Genomic DNA, 18,563 nt, shown 5'->3' with positions numbered 1-18,563 from the left:
AGACATGGATTTCACTCCCACCGAAGCCCAGCTCGACCTGGCCCGGTTGACCGGCGAGGTGTGCGGCAAACTCGTCACCGCCGACCGGCTGCGCGAACTCGACACCGCGGCGGAACGATTCGACGAGGCGCTGTGGGGCTCGCTGGCCGAGACCGGCGTGCTCGCCGCGGCACTGCCCGAGGCCGTCGGCGGCAACGACTTCGGCGTGCTCGAGCAGACCGCCGTGCTGCGTGAGCTCGGCAAGCACGTCGCGGCGGTGCCGTATCTGTGGTCGATCGTGGTCGGCGCGGGTGCGCTGGCCCGATTCGGCGACGCGGCGCAGCAAGATCGGGCGACCCAGGCGGGTGCCGGTCGGGTCATCCTGACGGCCGCGCTCGCGGAGGAACACAACTGGGAGCCCGCCAAGCCCACCACCACCGCCGTCGAGGCGGACGGCGGCTGGCGACTCACCGGCGCCAAGACCACTGTGCCCTTCGCCGACCGGGCCGATCGAATCCTGGTTCCCGCCACGGTGTCCGGTGCGCCCGCGGTGTTCCTGGTCGATCCGTCGGCGGCGACGGTCACCGCACAGCAGGTGGTCGACCGATCCCCCGAGTACTCGGTCGAATTGACCGACACCCCAGCCGAATTGGTCGGCACCGCCGAGAACGGCGCGGAGATCCTGGACTGGATGCTCATTCGCGCCTGGCTCGGCCTCAGTGCCCTGCAACTCGGCACCCTGGAACGCGCACTCGACCTGGTCGCCGAATACGCCCGCGAGCGGGAACAATTCGGCAAGGCCGTCGGTAGCTTCCAAGCCGTGGCCCAGCGCCTCGCCGACGCCTACATCGACGTCCAGGGGCTGCGCCTCGCCGTGACCCAGGCCGCCTGGCAGCTCTCCGAGGATCTGCCAAGCGCCGAAGCCGTGCACACCGCCAAGTTCTGGGCCGCCGACGCGGGACACCGGGTGGCGCACACCGTCGTGCACGTGCACGGTGGCGTCGGTATCGACCGCGACCACATCGTGCACAACTACTTCACGGCCGCCAAGCACAATGAGTTCGCATTGGGCGGGGGCACCGATCACCTGCGCGCCCTCGGTGCGCACCTGGCTGCCTCCTGATCGAACGCACCACTCATTCGGCCCGCCGGTGTCATCGGCGGGCCGAATTCTGTACCCATCCAGATCAGGTATTGCGCCGAATGCCGGTGAGGTGTCGGCGTGGCGGATCTCCGCCGCGAGCGCCGGCACCGCTCATCCACATCGGCACCCGAAGTCCTGGAGGGCTACTTGGCGGCACGACGATCGACACTCGCGGTTTTGGCCGCGGCGTTATTCCTTAGCTGCGTGGGCGGGATAGGTGAGGCCCACGGGGATGCGAAGCCGAACGGCCAACCGGTGGGTAGAACGGCCGCACTCATCGCCCAGGCCGAGGCACGCACCGCCAGCGCCAACGCGCGCGGCGCCTCCGCTTTCGAAGCGGTAGCGATCACCACCGCCAACGAGCCGGTGACGTACACGCAGGAGGTTCGGCCGGTAGCCGTCGAAGAAATCCAGTTCCGGCCCTCGTTGCCGGGCGCGGTGAAGGCCGCCGCGATTGCCGCACAGGCCGCCGCAGCCGCCCTCGCGACCATCGACGAGCTCCCGAACCCGCCGAAGGACGTCCGGCTCACCGCGGCAGCGGCCAAGCAAGCCGCGGTGAAAGCCGCGGCGGCACCAGCAGATGTCAGGCTGGCGAACCTCGCCGCGTCGGCTGAGAACGCGGCTCTCGAAGCGAGTTCTGCCGCCTTCGGCACGACCGCGACCAAGGTCGAGTGGATCGCTACCGACTAGGCCCTGTGCCGGCCGGAATCGAAAGCCGCCCAACCGAATCGGCCTGTCGGGCGCTCCGACGGGTCGATTCGCTCGTTCGGCCGCCTATCGGTCGCTCGTCGACGTGAGGTAGCGCTGGAGCGTGGGGGCGATTTCGGCGATCAGTTCGTCTCGGGTGAAGGCGACGACCGGCGGGATGCGCAGGACATAGCGGCACAGGGCCAGGCCGAGGAGCTGAGTGACGACGAGGCCGCCGCGGCGGGGGGCGTCGGCGGGGTCGCCGAAGCGCAGGACGGCGGGGAGTACCTGCTTGGCGAAGACATCACGGAAGCGTTCGGTCACTACGTCGTCGGTGACGGCCGAGCGCAACAGAGTCAGCAGAACTTCGTTGCCGGGCGGCTCTTCCCAAAGAGCGAGGAAGCGGCGCACCAGTAGTTCGCCGAGCGAGTCCGGGTCTGCGGCGGCCAGGTCCGGCAGGGCCAGATCGATGTCGACGGCGGCGGCGAACAGGCCGTCCTTGCTGCCGAAGTAGCGCATGACCATGGACGGGTCGATGGCGGCGTCCGCGGCGATGGCACGGATGGTCGCCTTGCCGTAGCCCTCGGCGGCGAATCGGGCGCGGGCGGCATCGAGGATGGCCGCGCGGGTCGCGTCGGAGCGGCGTGCAGGCGGTTGATCAGGCACGGTCGTCATGCCAACAAGTGTAGGCCAACAACTGTTGACTTACGAAACGCTGCGGCTTACGGTTATGCCAACAAGCGTTGGCCCACAGATGTTGACTTCAGGAGTTCCCATGATCACTACCCCGCTACCGGACACCACCTCCGTCCTGATCGTCGGTGCGGGGCCCGCCGGGCTCACCGCCGCGATAACGCTGGCCGACGCGGGCGTCGATTTCGTCCTGCTCGATCGGCTCGCCGAGGGCGCCAACACTTCTCGCGCCGCCGTCGTGCACGCCAGGACACTCGAGGTGCTGCACGAGCTCGGCATCGCCGAGGAGCTCATCGCGAAAGGCATTGTGGTGCCGCGGTTCACCGTGCACGACGGCGCCCGCACGCTGGCGACCATCCAGTTCGGCGGGCTCCCCACGCCGTACCCCTACACCCTGATGACGCCGCAGGACACCACCGAGGCGGTGCTGCTCGCCCGGCTGCGCAAGGCGGGCGGCGACGTGCGGCGGCCGTACCAGGTCACCGGTCTGGTCGACGAGAAGGGCGGCGTGACTGTCGAATACACCGGTGGCGAGGGGGCCGCCGGCACCCTGCGCGCCGACTACGTCATCGGCGCCGACGGCATGCACAGTGTCGTCCGCGAGCAGGCGGGCATCGAATTCGCCGGCGACACCTATCCGGCCTCCTTCGTGCTGGCCGACGTCCGGATGGACTGGCCGATCGCCCGAGACGAAGTAGCGCTTCATCTTTCGCCCGAGGGCGTCACGGTCGTCGCACCGTTGCCCGACTCAGCCGAACAAAACCGCTACCGCGTGGTCGCCACCGTCGATGATGCACCCGAGCACCCGACCCGCGACGACATCCAGACCGTGCTCGACACCCGAGGCCCCGGCGGCGACATCGCAGTCAGCGAGGTGCTGTGGAGCTCACGCTTCCGTGTGCACCACCGCGTCGCCGCCCACTACCGCGCCGGCCGAATCCTGCTCGCAGGCGACGCCGCCCACGTACACAGCCCCGCAGGCGGCCAGGGCATGAACACCGGCATCCAAGACGCCGCCACCCTCGGCCCCCTACTGGCCCGAGTCCTCGCCGGCGAACCCGACACCCTCCTCCTCGACACCTACGAAACCACCCGCCGCCCAATAGCCCTCGGCGTCGTAGCCTTCACCGACCGGATGACCCGCATGGCCACCCTCCGTCCCCGCCCCGCCCGCACCCTCCGCAACCTCGCCATCGCCACCCTCACCCGCATCCCCACCTTCCGCACCGCCCTGGCCCACCGCCTCGCCGAACTCCCCCACCGCTGAACTCCAGCCGCCCCGCCAGGCAGTTAACTGAACTACTTCAGATCTTCCCGTAGGGTGGATGTATGAGCTCCAAGACGTTCCCGTTCAGCGACCTGATTCGTAAACAGACCTCGGTCTTTCCCGCGCTCGACGACGCCGACGTGATCCTGGAGCGCCGCGACGCCGAGAATCTGGTGCTGTCGCGGTCCGAGCGGTTCGAGGCGAAAGAAACCGCCATCCGGCTGCTCGCCAGGACCATCGCGATCATCGCGAAGACGAACCGCAGCCTGGCCGAGGAAGTGTTCTCCGAAGAGCTGCCCTGGTTGAAGTGGCTACCCGACACCGGGCGCACCGAGGCCATCAGGGAACTCCTCGATCACCTGATCGCCGGGGCCGACACCGGCCTGTTCACGCCGTTCGCCCGCGATCTGGTCGCATGGCAGCACACCGCCGAGATCTACGCCCAGCCAGAATTGGCGCGCCGCCTCGCCGGCCCCTTCGAACCCAACGAGTTCACCGAGGTGGCCCGCCCCGGCGGTGCCGAATGAAGCTGCGCAAGGGAGACGAGGTTCCCCGTCCGCGACCATGGCGGGTAGTAGTGCACAACCTCAATGCCGCAAAGGGCTGGGCCGAACTGCTGGCGCAGGCTCCCGGCAATCTCGATCGCGCCTGGGTCGAAATCACCAGCGACCCACGCAGCGTCGCTAACCCGTCCAGGCAGCATCGGCTCAAATTCGAGTTGAAGTCGATCAAAATGGGCGGCGCCGAACTGGAGCAATGGCAGTACGAGATCACCGGCGGTGGCCGGATCTGGTACGCGATCGCCGACGAGGAACGAACCCTGTACCTGACACTCGCAGGTACCGGACACCCCCGCCAGACCGACCGTCGACGCTAGCTTCAGCGAAGGAGCACTCGACTACCGAAGGGCCGCTGCATGATTCACAGCGGCCAGTCAGTCCTACTTGCTGCTCGCCTCGGCGTGCTCGTCGGCTGGGCGGGGTTCGACTCTCGTCGCTCGATACCTCGAGTGGATCGAAGGTCGTTACCGGATACCGGCTCTCGCCTGGATGATGTCGCCGTTGGTGAAGTCGACCTGGCGTTGGGCGTTGGACAGGGCGGTCACTACACAGGTGCCGAAGGGGCCGGTTCTGTCGAACAAGGTTGCGCTGCCGACTGCTACACCGGCGGTGCTGAGGTGGCTGTCGGCCTCTACGCCGACCTCGGAACCCCCGGGCAGACGGGCCAGCGCCAGCGTCATGTCGGTGTTGATGAAGCCGACGCCGGCGCTGCCCCAGTTGGTCATCAGGCTGGTGGCCTCGCCGATGACCACGGCACCGACGAAGGGGGAGGGTGGTTCGCCCTCGATCACCCGCATCGGCGCCTGCCACATGCGCTTTCGGCTGTCGTTCTGGTGCTCGCCGATCTCGGCCGACCAACCCTGGGCATGAGCGTCACTGCCCCACAGCGGACGCGTGGGTTCGGTGGCCACCGGCACCGACGGCGGCCGGGGCACCTCCGCCCGCGTCCACAACTGCCCCGGCGGCTGGGCGGACCGCTCGAGGAAGACGACCGTCGCCCGTGCGACGTCCACACCGTCCTGCATCAACGCGGCATCGGCGACGCGGATCCGCCGCCCGTCCCGAACCAGCTCCGTGACCACGGTCAGCGGTTTGGCGAGCGTGGGCCGGAACAGATCCACGGTCAATCTGGCGGGCAGGAAGCCCGCCGAACCATGCTGCTGCTCCAGCGTTCTGGCCAGCAGCCCACAGACGGCGGGTCCATTGACCATCGTCGGTGACCAGGCGCTCGCGGCGAACGGCAACGGCTCGAAGCCGCGCGCGGTCTCCTCGAAGAACCCGTAACGGACAGCCACGTCGATCCCCCTGCTCCCGGCGGTCCTACTTGCTGCTTGCCTCGGCGTGCTCGTCGGCGGGGCGGGACTCGGTTTGGGACTTGGCCCAGCGGTAGTCGGGTTTGCCTGCGGGGGAACGCTTGATTTCGTCTACGAACCAGAGGCTGCGCGGGAGTTTGTAGGGAGCTATTTCTTTGGTCAGGAAGGGGCGGAGTTCTTCGATGGTCGGGTGGTTTTCGCCGCGGCATTGCACGACGGCGACTACCCGTTGGCCCCAGCGCTGGTCTTCTACGCCGACGACGAGGGCGTCGAAGATTTCCGGGTGGGTTTTGAGGGCACCTTCGACTTCTTCGGGGTAGATCTTCTCGCCGCCGCTGTTGATGCTGACCGAGCCGCGGCCGAGCATGGTGACCGTGCCGTCTTCCTCGACCCTGGCGTAGTCGCCGGGGATGGCGTACCGAATCCCGTTGAACACCTTGAAGGTTGCCGCGCTCTTGGCTTCGTCCTTGTAGTAGCCGAGCGGGATGTGCCCACTGCGGGCGAGGAGTCCGACCTGGCCGGAGCCGGGCTCCACCGGGTTGCCCTGCTCGTCGAGCACCTGGGTGGAGGCATCGATCTTCACTCGTGGTCCGCCGGTGTGGTTCACACCCTTGGCGACGATCGACAGACCGCCGAAACCCGTCTCGGAGGAACCGATGGAGTCCGAGATCAACCGGTTCGGCAGCAGCTCGACGAACTGGTCCTTGAGCGCGGGCGAGAACAGCGCGGCGCTGCTCGCCATCACGTAGAGGCTCGAAAGGTCGTAGGGCTGACCGGTTTCCGGGTTGCCCTCGATCAGCGCGTCCAGCATCGGCCGCGCCATGGCGTCGCCGGTGATGAAGATGAGGTTGATCTTGTGGCGGTCGATCGCCTGCCACACACCGTGCCCGCTGAACTCGGGCAGCATCACGGCTTTACCGCCGTCGAACAGGCTGTGGAAGGTGGCGGTCTGCGAGCCACCGTGGATCATCGGCGGAATCGGGAACCGCACCATCTGCGGGTTGTTGGCGGCACCGGTCTTGGACTGCTGCCATTCGTCCTCGATAGGTTCGCCGGTGATGAAGTTGATGCCGCCGCCGAGCACCCGCCACCAGTCCTCGTGCCGCCACATCACGCCTTTGGGCAGCCCGGTGGTGCCACCGGTGTAGAGCATGAAGATGTCGTCGGGCGAGCGCGGACCGAAGTCCCGCGCACCGGACGAGGCGGCCAGCGCGGTCTCGTATTCGACTGAATCCGCTGCGGTCGCAATGGTGCCGGTCGTATCGTCGTCGACGACGAGAACCGTCTTCAGCTGCGGGGTGTTCGGCCGGACCCCGGCCACCCGATCGCTGTAGCGGCGCTCGTGGATCAGCGCGACCATGTCCGAATTGTCGAAGATGTATTGCAACTCGTTCTCGACGTACCGGAAGTTCACATTGATCATCACCGCCCGCGCCTTGAACACCGCGACCATCGCCTCGACGGCCTCGATCGTGTTGCGCGAGTAGATGCCGACCTTGTCCCCCGGCTGCACACCGTGTTCGAGCAGGTAGTGAGCCAACTTGTTGGCGCGCTCCTCCAGCTGTGCGTAGGTCACCTCGCGGCCGTCGTCAGCGAGCGCGACGCGGTCGGGCATCAGGTCGATGGCGTGTTCGACAAGGTCCGCTATGTTGTAGCTCACAGGCTAAAAATAGAACGTGTTACTGTTCCTGGCAAGGCTTGAAAGTCAGGAGATTCGCCAATGCCGCACTGTCTTGTCGAGAAACGCGACCATGTCCTCATCGTCACGATGAATCGCCCCGAAGCGCGCAACGCGCTCTCGGCGGAGATGATGGCGATCATGCGCGACGCCTGGGATCAGGTGGACAGCGATCCGGACATCAGGGTGGCCATTCTGACCGGCGCGGGCGGCGCGTTCTGCGCGGGCGCGGACCTCAAGGCGATGACCGCGCAGCACCCCGGCGATTCGTTCGCGGGCGGCGGCTGGGACCTGTCGAAGATCGAGGCGCTGCTCAAGGGCCGCAGGCTCACCAAGCCGCTGATCGCCGCGGTCGAGGGCCCGGCCATCGCGGGCGGCACCGAGATCCTGCAGGGCACCGATATCCGAGTGGCCGGTGAGAGCGCGAAATTCGGTGTGTCCGAGGCACGCTGGGGCCTGTTCCCGCTCGGCGGCTCCGCAGTGCGCCTGGTGCGCCAGATTCCGTACACCGTCGCCGCGGACATCCTGCTGACCGGCAGGCACGTCACCGCCGCCGAGGCCAAGGAGATCGGGCTGATCGGACACGTGGTGCCCGACGGCAGCGCGCTGGACAAGGCCCTCGAACTCGCCGCGCAGATCGCCGCCAACGGCCCGCTGGCCGTGCAGGCCATCCTGCGGACCATCCGGGAGACCGAGGGCATGCACGAGGAAGAGGCGTTCCAGATCGACGCGAAGCTCGGCATGGCCGTGTTCCGCTCGACCGATGCCAAGGAGGGCCCGAAGGCCTTCGCGGAGAAGCGCAAACCGACCTTCACCGGCAGCTGAGACCACGCCGCCCCCGGCACCTTCGGGTACCGGGGGCGGCTCATGCCGGCTCAATTGCTTGGGTAGTCCATCCAGAACGGCTCCCACTGGTGGCCGTCCGGATCGAGGAAGGTGCGGCTGTACATGCCGACCTGCGCCTCCTGCGCGCGCTTGTCCTCGCTGATCTCCTCGGTGCCACCCGCGGTGAGCGCCGCGGCCGCGAGCGCGTCCACCTCGGCGCTGCTGGTCAGCGCCAATCCGTAAGTGGCGCCGATCTTCTCGGTGGTGTCCGCGACCTGGCGCTTGCTGAAGTTGGTGAAGAACTGTCTGGTCAGCAGCATGAGGCAGATATTGTCGTCGATCACGACGCAGGCCGCGTTGTCGTCGCTGAACTCTTGATTGACCTTCCAGCCGAGCGCCTCATAGAAGTTCTTCGACCGGTTCAGCTCGGCGACGGGTAGGTTGAGAAAAATCATCCGGCTGGTCATGTCACGACACCTTTTCGTAGTCCGCCTGTTTAGTTGCGCAGAAATAAGGACGAGGCGCGGCCGCCGAACTCATCGCTCGCCCCCACAGCTGTGACCACCGCACCCGGCACCGCGCGCGTTGATCTTGCTTGCGCTGGTAGCAAGCTTTCGGGTCTGGGATGTGTCGGTGGGCTGTGGCATGGTGACATCCATGAACGACCCGTCCGGCCACTCCGCCGGCCTTGCTCCCGACGTGCTCGAGTCTTTCGAGAAACACCGGCGGGAATTGTGCGCCTACGCCTACCGCATGCTCGGTTCGTCTTTCGAAGCCGAGGACGCCGTCCAGGAAACCTTCACCCGCGCGTGGAAGTCCTACGACTCGTTCGAGGGACGCGCGAGCCTGCGCTCCTGGCTGTACCGAATCGCCACCAATGTCTGCCTGGACATGCTCGACGGCCCGCAGCGGCGAGCCAGGCCGATGGACCTGTCCGGTCCGTCGCGGCCGGATTCACCACTACCCGCGCCGCAGCCGGACTACGTCTGGATCGAGCCGATCCCGAACGCCCTGGCCTTCGGCGCCGACCCGGCCGACCACGCCTCGGCCAAGGACACGCTGCGCCTGGCGTTCGTCGCGGCCTGCCAGCACCTACCCGCCACCCAGCGCGCGATCCTGATCATGCGCGAGGTGCTGCGGTTCTCCGCCAACGAGACCGCCGAAGCCCTGACCATGTCCCCCGCATCGGTGAACAGCGCGCTGCAACGCGCCAGGGCCACCATGTCGAAGGTGCAGCCGACCACCGCGGACAACTACGACGAGTCCAACGAAGACCAGCGCAAGCTGGTCGACAACTTCGTCAAGGCGTTCGAGGCCTACGACATGGACACCCTCACCACGCTGCTCAAAACCGATGTGGCGCTGTCCATGCCGCCGATCGAGTTCTGGGTGTCCGGTCCGGCGAACGTGGCCGCGTTCATGCTCGGCCACGGCGCAGGCTGCCGCGACTCCCGCCTGGTCCGCCTGGACGGCGCCAACGGCAACCCCGCCTTCGGTCACTACAAGCCCAGCGGCGAGCCGGGCGTGTGGCTCCCGTGGTCGATCACCGTGCTGGAGCTCGACGGCAACGAGGTTGCGGGCATGAGCTTCTTCCTCGACACGGAGAAGCTGTTCCCGCTGTTCGGGCTGGCACCGGAGTTGCGCGAGGCGGTCTGATCGAAACGCAGGCGACCTCCAAGTCCGTAGCACGGACTTGGAGGTCGCCTGTGTTCGTACTAGGACGCGGGGACGTACCGCTCGCGCAGTTTGCGCTTGTACAACTTCCCGTTGGGGTCGCGGGGCAGCTCAGGGAGATAGTCGACCGACTTGGGCATCTTGTACTTCGCCAATTGGGTTGCGGCGAAGGCGAGTAGCTCGCTCGTGAGCTCGTCGGTGCCCTCGATGCCCTCGGCGGGCTGGACGACGGCCTTGACCTCGGCGCCCCAATCCGGGTGCGGGATACCGAAGACCGCGACGTCGGCGACCTTGGGGTGGGTGATCAGGACGTTCTCGATCTCGGCGGGGTAGATGTTCACCCCGCCGGACAGGATCAGGTCGGAGCGGCGGTCGTGCAGGTAGAGGTAGCCGTCCTCGTCGAGGTGGCCGATGTCGCCGACGGTGAACAGGTCGCCGACGCGCGAATCCTCGGTCTTGGCCTTGTCGTGGTGGTATTCGAAACTCGAAGCGCCCATCCGCATGTAGACCAGGCCGGGCTCACCGGCGGGTACCTCCGAGCCGTCCTCCTCGCTGAGCACCTTGATCACCGACCACGGCCACGCCTTGCCGACCGAGCCCGGCTTCTGCAGCCACTCGGTCCCGTTGATCACCGTGCCGCCGCCCTCGGTGGCCGCGTAGTACTCGGTGACCGTCGGGCCCCACCACTCGAGCATCTTCCGCTTGGTCTCCTGCGGGCAGGGTGCGGCACCGTGCACCATGCTGCGCAGCGAGGACACGTCGTACTTGGCGCGCACCTCCGCGGGCAGCGCCAGCAGCCGATGGAACTGGGTGGGCACCATGTGGCTGTGCGTCACCCGGTACTTGTCGATCAGCCGCAGCATTTCCTCGGCGTCCCAGCGATCCATCAGAACGAGCTTGTGCCCCAGCTGAATCGAGATGGTCGCGAAGTTCAGCACCGCGGTGTGATAGAGCGGCGACCCGCAGATGTGCACGTGATCGTCGTACGGCGCGAGCCCGAACAGGCCGAAGAACGCATTGGTGTGCGGCGGAACGACATCCGGGTCGGCGCCGGTGAGCGGGCGGCGAACGCCCTTGGGGCGCCCGGTGGTTCCGGAGGTGTAGAGCATCGGCGCCCCGGTGCTGCGGTCGGCAGGCCGCCCGGTGTCCGCGGCGCCCAGCCAGGCCACCGATTTGAAGCCGTCGATCTCGCCTACCGAAAAGCGCGCCGTAGCAGGCAATCCCGCCTCATCGGCGGCGGCTTTGGCGGTGGCGGCGAAACGATCGCTGGCCAGGAACGCCTTGGCCTCGCTGTCCTGCAGGATGTAGGCGACCTCCGGGCCGGTGAGGTGCCAGTTCACCGCGACGATGTACAGCCCGGCCTGGTACGCCGCGAAGTAGGCGGCGATCGCCTCGACGCAGTTGTGCACCATGCTCACCAGCACATCGCCGGTTTCCAGGCCGAGGCCGCGCAGGCCGGTGGCGTAGCGGTTGGCGAGGGTGGCCAATTCGCGATACGTCACCTCCCGGCCGGCCGGATCGACCATGGCGATCCGATCGGGTTCGGCTTCGGCGATGTTCCACAGACCGAGAATTTTCACTGACTCCTGCGTCGTCATCTTACTGAATCTAGAACGTGTTCTACATATCGACAAGGGGTGCGAGGCGACGTAATTGCGCGACATCGGAGACCGACACCAACATCATGGTGACCCCGGCCGCCGACCAGACCCCGAGTTGCTTACGGACATGCTCCTCGTCGCCGATGATCGCGGTGTCCAGAATCAGCTCGTCCGGCACCGCGGCCGCCGCCTCGGCCTTCTTGCCCGCCTGGAACAGGCTGCCGATCTCGTCGACCTCCCGCTCGTAGCCCATCCGCCGATAGACCTGGGCGTGAAAATTCTGCTCCGGCGCGCCCATGCCGCCGATGTAGAGCGCCATGATCCAGCGCATCCGCTCGAGCTCGCTCGCCGCGTCGTCGGTGATCACCACCTGACAGCTCGCGGCGATCTCGAAGTCCGCGCGCGACCGGCGCGCACCCGCCCTGGCGAAACCCTCGTCGAGCCAGTCGTTGTACATGTTCGCCAGCCGCGGCGCGTAGTAGATGGCGAGCCAGCCGTCCGCGATCTCGGCGGTCAGCGCCACATTCTTGGGGCCCTCCGCGCCGAGCCAGATCGGCAAATCCGCACGTAGCGGGTGCACGATCGGCTTGAGCGGCTTGCCGAGCCCGGTCGATCCCGGCCCGCCGTAGGGCAGCGGGTAGTGCGGCCCGTCGTTGGTGACCGGCGCCTGTCGCGCCAGAATCCGCCGGATGATCCCGACGTACTCCCGAGTGCGCTGCAACGGCTTGGCGAACGGCTGCCCGTACCAGCCCTCCACCACCTGCGGCCCGGAAACCCCCAGCCCGAGAATCGCGCGGCCGCCGCTCAGATGATCGAGCGTGAGCGCGTGCATCGCGGTCGCGGCGGGCGTGCGGGCCGACATCTGCACGACCGACGTGCCGAGCCGCACCCGCTCCGTGGACGAACCCCACCAGGTCAGGGGCCCGAAGGCGTCAGATCCCCACGATTCGGCGGCGAATACCGCATCGAACCCGGCATCCTCGGCCGCCACCACCAACTCCCCCGCATTCTCCGGCGGCTGCGCCATCCAGTACCCGAGTTGCAATCCGAATTTCATGCTCCAACCTTCCTACCTCGGAGCCGCTCGCACAGCCCGTCACCGACACCGCATCTTGCCAGCAGAATAAGAACCTGTTCTACTCGACATTGTGACTCAGGGGAATACCGCATCCGGCGTAATCGCGGATGAGAGAGGGTCGGAATTGAACGCCGCACCTGATGTGCTCAGCGCGCCACTACGGGTGCGATTCGACTACACGCGGTCCGTGGGACCGACAATCGGCACCTTCTTGACCAAACTGCGCGACCGCAAGATCGTGGGCGTGCGCGGGTCGGACGGCCGGGTGCTGGTGCCGCCGCCGGAATACGATCCGATCACCGCGGCTCCACTCAGCGAGTTCGTCGACGTCGCCGCGGTCGGCACCGTCGAATCCTGGACCTGGGTGCGCGAACCGCTGCCCGGGCAGCCGTTCGACCGGCCGTTCGCCTGGGCACTGATCCGGCTGGACGGCGCGGACACCGCGCTGCTGCACGCGGTCGACGTCGCCGCGCCCGAGGACATGCGGACCGGCATGCGGGTGGCCGCCCGCTGGGCCGCCGAGACCACCGGAACCATCCACGACATCGCCTGCTTCGAGCCCGGCGAAAAGTCCGACGCCACGGCGGCGGCCACCGCCGACGGCGAGCCGATCACGATGCTCACCACCCCGGTCGACCTGGCCTACAAGCACACCGCCTCCCCGCAGGAGACCGTCTACCTGCGCGGACTGGCCGAGGGCAAGCTGCTCGGCGGGCGCACCGACGCCGCGGGCAAGGTGTACTTCCCGCCGCGCGGCGCGAACCCGACCGACGGCAGGCCCACCGACGAGGTCGTCGAGCTGCCCGACCGCGGCACGGTCACCACGTTCTGCATCGTGAACGTGCCGTTCCTCGGCCAGCGGATCAAGCCGCCGTACGTCGCGGCCTACGTGCTGCTCGACGGCGCCGATATCCCGGTGCTGCATCTCGTACTCGGTTGCGAGGCAAGCGAAGTGCGGATGGGCATGCGCGTGGAGGCGGTATGGAAGCCGCGCGAGGAGTGGGGCTACGGGCTGGAGAACGTGGACCATTTCCGCCCCACCGGCGAGCCGGATGCCGACTACGAGACCTACAAGCACCACCTCTGAGAGAGGCGCACGTTGACTGACAACGGAACCGACATCGCGGTCGTGGGTTTCGCCCACGCGCCGCACGTGCCGGAGACCTTCGGCACCACCAATGGCGTGGAGATGCTGGTGCCCTGCTTCCAGCAGCTCTACCGCCAGCTCGGCATCACCAAGTCCGACATCGACTTCTGGTGCTCGGGCTCCTCGGATTACCTTGCCGGGCGCGCTTTTTCGTTTATCTCCGCGATCGACGCGATCGGTGCGGTACCGCCGATCAACGAATCGCACGTGGAGATGGACGCGGCGTGGGCGCTGTACGAGGCGTGGGTGAAACTGCGCTCGGGACAGGCGGAGACGGCGCTGGTGTACGGCTTCGGTAAATCATCGGCGGGCACGCTACGCCAGGTGCTCACCATGCAGCTCGATCCGTACCTGGTGACACCGCTGTGGCCGGATGCCTGGTCCATCGCCGGCTTGCAGGCCAGGGCCGGACTGGACGCGGGCCGCTGGACCGAACGCGACATGGCCGCAGTGGCCGCGGACGCATTGGCGGCTGGCGGCCGGGCGACACCGGCCGAAAGCCTGCTCGACGCGCCGTATATCGCCGACCCACTGCGCGCCCACGACGTCGCCCCGATCACCGACGGCGCCGCCGCGATCGTGCTCGCCATCGGCGACCGGGCCCGCGAACTCTGCGAGCGCCCCGCGTGGATCACCGGCATGGCGCACCGGGTGGATACGCCGATGCTCGGCGCGCGCGACCTCACCGTCTCCCCCTCCACTTCCGCTGCCGCACAGGCGGTTACCGGTGGCGACACTCGATTCGACGTGGCCGAGTTGCACGCGCCGTTCAGTCATCAGCAGCTGATCCTCGCCGAGGCCATCGGCCTGAAGAATGGCACCAAGGTGAACCCGTCGGGTGGTGCGCTCGCCGCGAACCCGATGTTCGCCGCCGGGCTGGAGCGGATCGGCTTCGCGGCCAACGCGATCATGGACGGCTCGGCGAATCGTGCACTCGCGCACGCCACCAGTGGGCCCGCGTTGCAGCAAAACCTTGTGACAGTTCTGGATTCGGAGGCGAGCCGATGAGCTTTCCCGCTGCGGTGCTCGGCACCGGTCAAACCCATCACGTGACGAAAAGAACCGATGTATCGATGGCGGGCATGTGCCGTGAAGCCATTGATCGTGCGCTCGTCGATGCCGGTCTCACCATCGCCGACATCGACGCGGTGGTGGTCGGCAAAGCACCGGACCTGTTCGAGGGCGTCATGATGCCCGAGCTGTATCTCGCGGATGCGTTGGGCGCCAACGGAAAACCGCTGCTGCGCGTGCACACCGCAGGTTCGGTCGGCGGCTCCACCGGCGTGGTCGCCGCCAATCTGGTGCAGGCGGGCGTGCACAAGCGCGTCCTCGCGATCGCCTGGGAGAAGCAGTCGGAGTCGAATGCCATGTGGGCGTTGTCGATTCCGGTGCCGTTCACCATGCCGGTCGGCGCGGGCGCGGGTGGCTACTTCGCCCCGCACGTGCGTTCCTACATCCGGCGCTCCAACGCGCCGAGCCACATCGGCGCGATGGTCGCGGTCAAGGATCGGCGCAACGGCGCCAAGAACCCGCTGGCGCACCTGAAACAGCCGGACATCACGCTGGAATCGGTGCTGTCCTCGCAAATGCTGTGGGACCCTATCCGTTTCGACGAGACCTGCCCGTCCTCGGACGGCGCGTGCGCGATCGTGCTCGGCGACGAAGAGGCGGCGACCGCCGTCGAGGCCACCGGCAAGAAGGTCGCGTGGGTGCACGGCACCGCGATGCGCACCGAGCCGACCACCTTCGCCGGACGCGATCAGGTGAACCCGCAGGCCGGCCAGGATGCCGCGGCCGCGCTGTGGAAGGCCGCCGGGATCACCGACCCGCTCAGCGAGATCGACGTGGCGGAGATCTACGTGCCGTTCTCCTGGTTCGAGCCGATGTGGCTGGAAAACCTCGGCTTCGTGCCGCAGGGCGACGGGTGGAAACTCACCGACAAGGGCGAGACCGAGATCGGCGGCATTCTGCCGGTCAACCCGTCCGGCGGGGTGCTCTCCTCCAATCCGATCGGCGCGTCGGGGCTCATCCGATTCGCCGAGGCGGCCAAGCAGGTGATGGGCCGGGCCGGCGCCTACCAGGTCGAGGGTGCGCGTAAAGCCTTCGGCCACGCCTACGGTGGCGGGTCCCAATACTTCTCGATGTGGGTGGTCGGGGCTGATAAGCGATGACCCCGCTGAAGTTCACCCTCGGCATCGCGCTGAGTCCGCTGGACCAGCTGCCCGAGCTGGCGAAAACCGCTGAGGAGTGCGGGTTCTCGTCGATCGCGCTGCCGGACTCGCTGTTCTACATGAAGTCCGCGGCGGCGAAGTACCCGTATACCGCCGACGGCAGCCGGTTCTGGGGTCCGGAGACCCCCTGGGCCGACCCGCTCATCGGGGCGACCGCGATGGCGATGGTGACCAGTCGGATCCGGTTCTACACCAACGTGCTCAAGCTCGGGTCGCGTAACCCGCTGCTGCTGGCTCGTCAGGTCGGATCGGTGGCCAATCTGTCCGGCAACCGCTTCGGCTTCGGCGTGGGAATCGGCTGGGCGCCGGAGGAATTCGAGTGGTGCGGGGTGCCCTACGCCCGCCGCGGCGCCCGGGTCGACGAGATGATCGAGGTCATCAAGCTGGTGCTGGGCGGTGGCATGGTCGAATTCCACGGCGAGTTCTTCGATTTCGATCAGCTGCAGGTCAGCCCGGCCCCGACCGAGCCGGTGCCGTTCTACGTCGGCGGCCACACCGAGGCGGCGCTGCGGCGGGCGGCCCGGGTGGGTGACGGCTGGACCTCGGCGATGATGACCTACGACGAGCTGTGCCGCACCATCGGCAAGCTCGACGCGCTGCGCGCCGAATTCGGGCGCGAGGACCAGCCGTTCGAGCTCCAGGCGGTGTGCGTCGACCGGTTCGGCCGGTCCGGCTATCAGGATCTCGCGAACGCGGGCGTGACCGACGCGATCGTGGTGCCCTGGCTCTTCGACGGCATCGGCTTCGACGGCGAACTCGCCGCCAAACAGGACTCGCTGCGCCGATTCGCCGCGGCGAACATCGAAGCACCGATCGTCGCGGAGGTATCGGCATGAGCGAGCGAAGCGAAACATCCAACGCAGCGACCGACCATCCGGCCCGGATCGCCGGGCTCGCATCCCAGGCCGCGGTGCGGGCCAGGGACAAGGCGGCGTGGGTCGCACTGTTCGCCGAGGACGGCATTGTCGAAGATCCCATCGGCCCTTCGGGTTTCGATCCGGAGGGCAAGGGGCACCGAGGCAAGGCGGCGATCGAGGCGTTCTGGGACAAGGCGATCGCGCAGACGGAGTCCATCGAGTTCCTGTTCGGCGACTCGTTCGCGTGCGGGAACGAGATCGCGTTCACCGGGACCATCCGCAGCACCCTCGGCGGTCATCAGATCGACGCCGACGGTGTCTTCACCTACCGGGTCGACGACTCCGGCAAAATTGCTGCGCTGCGGGCATTTTGGGAGGTCGACCGCGCGATGGCCACCGCGAAGAAGGTCGGCTGAGCGCACCGCAACGGGCGAAGGACCCTCGCACCGGATGGAATCTCCGGTGCGAGGGCCCTTTTCGAGGTACCGGCCTCAGTGCGTGACCGGACAGCCCTTGAAGTCGACCGGGAATTCCTTGATCCCGTTGAGCCAGCCCGAGCGCAGCCGCTTCGGCTCACCCAGCTTGCTGATATCGGGCAGGTGATCGGCGATGGCGTTGAAGATCAGGTCGACCTCCAGCCTGGCCAGGTTCGCGCCGACGCAGAAGTGTGCGCCGGTGCCGCCGAAGGACAAGTGCTGGTTGTCCTTTCGCAGGATGTCGAACCGCTCCGGGTTCTCGAAGACGTCCTCATCGAAGTTGGCCGAGCGGTACAGCATGACCAGCCGCTGGCCCTTCTTGATCTGCACGCCGCCGAGCTCGGTGTCTTCCAGCGCGGTCCGCTGGAACGAGGTGACCGGCGTGGCCCACCGGATGATCTCGTCGGCGGCGGTGGCCGGGCGTTCCTTCTTGAACAGTTCCCACTGGTCCGGGTTCTCCATGAAGGCGTTCATGCCGTGGGTGATGGCGTTGCGCGTGGTCTCGTTGCCCGCCACGGCCAGCATGATCACGAAGAAGCCGAACTCCTCCTCGCTGAGCTTGTCGCCGTCGACATCCGCCTCGATCAGCGTGGTGACCAGATCGTTGGCCGGGCATTCCTTGCGGGCCGCGGCCATTTGGTATGCGTAGCCCAGGATTTCGGCGGAGGCCATGACCGGATCGGCGTCGTTGTCCGGGTCGTCGTAGCCGGTCATGTCGTTCGACCAGGTGAACACCTTCATCCGGTCTTCCTGCGGGACGCCGATCAGTTCGGCGATCGCCTGCAGCGGCAGTTCGCAGGCGATCTGGGTGACGAAGTCGCCGGTCCCCGAGGCGGCGGCCGCCTTGACGATCGATTCCGCGCGCGCCGAGAGTTCGGCGCGCAGGCCGTTGATGGCGCGCGGGGTGAAGCCGCGCGAGATGATCTTGCGCAGCTTGGTGTGCTCCGGGGCGTCCTTGTTGATCAGGACGAACCGCTGCAGTTCGATCTGCTCGCGGGTGATGTCGTCGTTGAAGCGCGGGATGGCGGTGTTCTCGAAAGTCGAGAACACGTCGCTGCGCCGTGATACCTCTTTGACATCGGCGTGCTTGCTGACCACCCAGAAGCCCTCGTCCCGGAAGCCACTGACCTCCACCGGCTGCGGATTCCACCAGACCGGTGCGGTGCGACGCAGCTCGGCGAACTCCTCGACGGGAACCCGCTCGGCGTAGATGTCGGGGTCTGTGACGTCGAATCCGTCCGGCAGATTCGGCCGGACATTCCGAGGGTCTACCACCAGATGTCTCCTTCGACAAACTGAAACACGTTCTATAATCATTGAAGCATAGGTGGCTGTATCAGGAAAGAAACCGGA

General features: G+C 67.2%; 19 protein-coding genes. 12 read left to right on the top strand and 7 right to left on the bottom strand.

Annotated elements, in window-relative coordinates; all coding sequences use genetic code 11:
* Positions 1–4 precede the first annotated feature (4 nt).
* The gene (locus DMB37_RS23745; RefSeq protein WP_135234582.1) at positions 5–1,102 is read left to right on the top strand and encodes an acyl-CoA dehydrogenase family protein; all 1,098 of its coding nucleotides are present in this window, start codon (positions 5–7) and stop codon (positions 1,100–1,102) included.
* Between the two features lie 276 nt (positions 1,103–1,378).
* Positions 1,379–1,813, top strand: coding sequence for a hypothetical protein (locus DMB37_RS23740; protein ID WP_135234581.1), 435 nt, complete (start codon positions 1,379–1,381; stop codon positions 1,811–1,813).
* Positions 1,814–1,897: 84 nt separating this feature from the next.
* Here the strand turns inward: DMB37_RS23740 and DMB37_RS23735 are convergent, their stop codons facing one another.
* Positions 1,898–2,485, bottom strand: a complete 588-nt coding sequence (locus DMB37_RS23735; RefSeq protein WP_135234580.1) for a TetR/AcrR family transcriptional regulator — start codon at positions 2,483–2,485, stop codon at positions 1,898–1,900.
* A 100-nt stretch (positions 2,486–2,585) separates the two neighbouring features.
* Here DMB37_RS23735 and DMB37_RS23730 point away from each other — a divergent pair, with 100 nt between their 5' ends.
* The 3 genes from DMB37_RS23730 (at position 2,586) to DMB37_RS23720 (ending at position 4,647) form a co-directional block, all read left to right on the top strand.
* A complete protein-coding gene (locus tag DMB37_RS23730) occupies positions 2,586–3,770 on the top strand; it encodes an FAD-dependent monooxygenase (RefSeq protein WP_135234579.1) in 1,185 nt (394 codons plus the stop codon).
* A 62-nt stretch (positions 3,771–3,832) separates the two neighbouring features.
* Entirely contained in the window at positions 3,833–4,297 is a 465-nt protein-coding gene (locus DMB37_RS23725) for a hypothetical protein (protein ID WP_135234578.1), read from the top strand.
* Positions 4,294–4,647 carry a hypothetical protein gene (locus DMB37_RS23720; protein WP_135234577.1) on the top strand — a complete coding sequence of 118 codons (354 nt, stop codon included), beginning with the start codon at positions 4,294–4,296 and terminating at the stop codon, positions 4,645–4,647. Before DMB37_RS23725 ends, DMB37_RS23720 begins: the two co-directional genes overlap by 4 nt.
* 147 nt (positions 4,648–4,794) lie before the next feature.
* Here the strand turns inward: DMB37_RS23720 and DMB37_RS23715 are convergent, their stop codons facing one another.
* A complete protein-coding gene (locus tag DMB37_RS23715; protein ID WP_370465191.1) occupies positions 4,795–5,625 on the bottom strand; it encodes a thioesterase family protein in 831 nt (276 codons plus the stop codon).
* A gap of 25 nt (positions 5,626–5,650) precedes the next feature.
* A complete protein-coding gene (locus DMB37_RS23710) occupies positions 5,651–7,303 on the bottom strand; it encodes an acyl-CoA synthetase (protein ID WP_135234575.1) in 1,653 nt (550 codons plus the stop codon).
* 60 nt (positions 7,304–7,363) lie between these two features.
* Here DMB37_RS23710 and DMB37_RS23705 point away from each other — a divergent pair, with 60 nt between their 5' ends.
* Complete coding sequence (locus DMB37_RS23705) at positions 7,364–8,146, top strand: crotonase/enoyl-CoA hydratase family protein (RefSeq protein ID WP_107653924.1); 783 nt, start codon at positions 7,364–7,366, stop codon at positions 8,144–8,146.
* A gap of 50 nt (positions 8,147–8,196) precedes the next feature.
* Here DMB37_RS23705 and DMB37_RS23700 read toward each other — a convergent pair whose 3' ends face one another.
* Complete coding sequence (locus DMB37_RS23700; RefSeq protein WP_135234574.1) at positions 8,197–8,613, bottom strand: VOC family protein; 417 nt, start codon at positions 8,611–8,613, stop codon at positions 8,197–8,199.
* Positions 8,614–8,803: 190 nt separating this feature from the next.
* On the opposite strand from DMB37_RS23700, the gene DMB37_RS23695 reads away from it, so the two are divergent.
* Positions 8,804–9,802: a sigma-70 family RNA polymerase sigma factor gene (locus DMB37_RS23695; RefSeq protein ID WP_135234573.1), complete on the top strand. Its 999-nt coding sequence runs from the start codon at positions 8,804–8,806 to the stop codon at positions 9,800–9,802.
* 59 nt (positions 9,803–9,861) lie between these two features.
* Here DMB37_RS23695 and DMB37_RS23690 read toward each other — a convergent pair whose 3' ends face one another.
* A complete protein-coding gene (locus tag DMB37_RS23690; protein WP_135234572.1) occupies positions 9,862–11,418 on the bottom strand; it encodes an acyl-CoA synthetase in 1,557 nt (518 codons plus the stop codon).
* Positions 11,419–11,440: 22 nt separating this feature from the next.
* The gene (locus DMB37_RS23685) at positions 11,441–12,478 is read right to left on the bottom strand and encodes an LLM class F420-dependent oxidoreductase (protein WP_135234571.1); all 1,038 of its coding nucleotides are present in this window, start codon (positions 12,476–12,478) and stop codon (positions 11,441–11,443) included.
* 145 nt (positions 12,479–12,623) lie between these two features.
* On the opposite strand from DMB37_RS23685, the gene DMB37_RS23680 reads away from it, so the two are divergent.
* From DMB37_RS23680 to DMB37_RS23660, 5 genes are read left to right on the top strand one after another with little or no spacing between them, the layout of a single operon-like run.
* A complete protein-coding gene (locus tag DMB37_RS23680) occupies positions 12,624–13,586 on the top strand; it encodes a Zn-ribbon domain-containing OB-fold protein (RefSeq protein WP_167768911.1) in 963 nt (320 codons plus the stop codon).
* Between the two features lie 12 nt (positions 13,587–13,598).
* Positions 13,599–14,654 carry a thiolase domain-containing protein gene (locus DMB37_RS23675; RefSeq protein ID WP_135234570.1) on the top strand — a complete coding sequence of 352 codons (1,056 nt, stop codon included), beginning with the start codon at positions 13,599–13,601 and terminating at the stop codon, positions 14,652–14,654.
* Positions 14,651–15,817 carry a thiolase domain-containing protein gene (locus DMB37_RS23670; protein WP_135234569.1) on the top strand — a complete coding sequence of 389 codons (1,167 nt, stop codon included), beginning with the start codon at positions 14,651–14,653 and terminating at the stop codon, positions 15,815–15,817. Before DMB37_RS23675 ends, DMB37_RS23670 begins: the two co-directional genes overlap by 4 nt.
* Positions 15,818–15,822: 5 nt before the next feature.
* A complete protein-coding gene (locus tag DMB37_RS23665) occupies positions 15,823–16,713 on the top strand; it encodes a TIGR03619 family F420-dependent LLM class oxidoreductase (RefSeq protein WP_135237788.1) in 891 nt (296 codons plus the stop codon).
* Positions 16,710–17,150 carry a nuclear transport factor 2 family protein gene (locus DMB37_RS23660; protein ID WP_135234568.1) on the top strand — a complete coding sequence of 147 codons (441 nt, stop codon included), beginning with the start codon at positions 16,710–16,712 and terminating at the stop codon, positions 17,148–17,150. Before DMB37_RS23665 ends, DMB37_RS23660 begins: the two co-directional genes overlap by 4 nt.
* Positions 17,151–17,225: 75 nt before the next feature.
* On the opposite strand, the gene DMB37_RS23655 is transcribed toward DMB37_RS23660, so the two are convergent.
* Positions 17,226–18,527 carry a cytochrome P450 gene (locus DMB37_RS23655; protein ID WP_228541013.1) on the bottom strand — a complete coding sequence of 434 codons (1,302 nt, stop codon included), beginning with the start codon at positions 18,525–18,527 and terminating at the stop codon, positions 17,226–17,228.
* Positions 18,528–18,563: the final 36 nt, after the last annotated feature.

Origin of the sequence: Nocardia sp. CS682 (genome assembly GCF_004634405.1) — a bacterium.
Lineage (GTDB): Bacteria > Actinomycetota > Actinomycetes > Mycobacteriales > Mycobacteriaceae > Nocardia > Nocardia ninae.
Note: the sequence above shows the minus strand (reverse complement) of the source record. Positions and strands in the feature narration are given on the sequence as shown.

What these genes read in the sequence shown, in the direction of transcription:
- DMB37_RS23745 (WP_135234582.1), top strand. Translation starts at nt 5, where the DNA reads ATGGATTTCACTCCCACCGAAGCCCAGCTCGACCTGGCCCGGTTGACC.
- DMB37_RS23735 (WP_135234580.1), bottom strand. Translation starts at nt 2,485, where the DNA reads ATGACGACCGTGCCTGATCAACCGCCTGCACGCCGCTCCGACGCGACC.
- DMB37_RS23730 (WP_135234579.1), top strand. Translation starts at nt 2,586, where the DNA reads ATGATCACTACCCCGCTACCGGACACCACCTCCGTCCTGATCGTCGGT.
- DMB37_RS23725 (WP_135234578.1), top strand. Translation starts at nt 3,833, where the DNA reads ATGAGCTCCAAGACGTTCCCGTTCAGCGACCTGATTCGTAAACAGACC.
- DMB37_RS23720 (WP_135234577.1), top strand. Translation starts at nt 4,294, where the DNA reads ATGAAGCTGCGCAAGGGAGACGAGGTTCCCCGTCCGCGACCATGGCGG.
- DMB37_RS23705 (WP_107653924.1), top strand. Translation starts at nt 7,364, where the DNA reads ATGCCGCACTGTCTTGTCGAGAAACGCGACCATGTCCTCATCGTCACG.
- DMB37_RS23700 (WP_135234574.1), bottom strand. Translation starts at nt 8,613, where the DNA reads ATGACCAGCCGGATGATTTTTCTCAACCTACCCGTCGCCGAGCTGAAC.
- DMB37_RS23695 (WP_135234573.1), top strand. Translation starts at nt 8,804, where the DNA reads ATGAACGACCCGTCCGGCCACTCCGCCGGCCTTGCTCCCGACGTGCTC.
- DMB37_RS23690 (WP_135234572.1), bottom strand. Translation starts at nt 11,418, where the DNA reads ATGACGACGCAGGAGTCAGTGAAAATTCTCGGTCTGTGGAACATCGCC.
- DMB37_RS23685 (WP_135234571.1), bottom strand. Translation starts at nt 12,478, where the DNA reads ATGAAATTCGGATTGCAACTCGGGTACTGGATGGCGCAGCCGCCGGAG.
- DMB37_RS23670 (WP_135234569.1), top strand. Translation starts at nt 14,651, where the DNA reads ATGAGCTTTCCCGCTGCGGTGCTCGGCACCGGTCAAACCCATCACGTG.
- DMB37_RS23660 (WP_135234568.1), top strand. Translation starts at nt 16,710, where the DNA reads ATGAGCGAGCGAAGCGAAACATCCAACGCAGCGACCGACCATCCGGCC.
- DMB37_RS23655 (WP_228541013.1), bottom strand. Translation starts at nt 18,527, where the DNA reads ATGATTATAGAACGTGTTTCAGTTTGTCGAAGGAGACATCTGGTGGTA.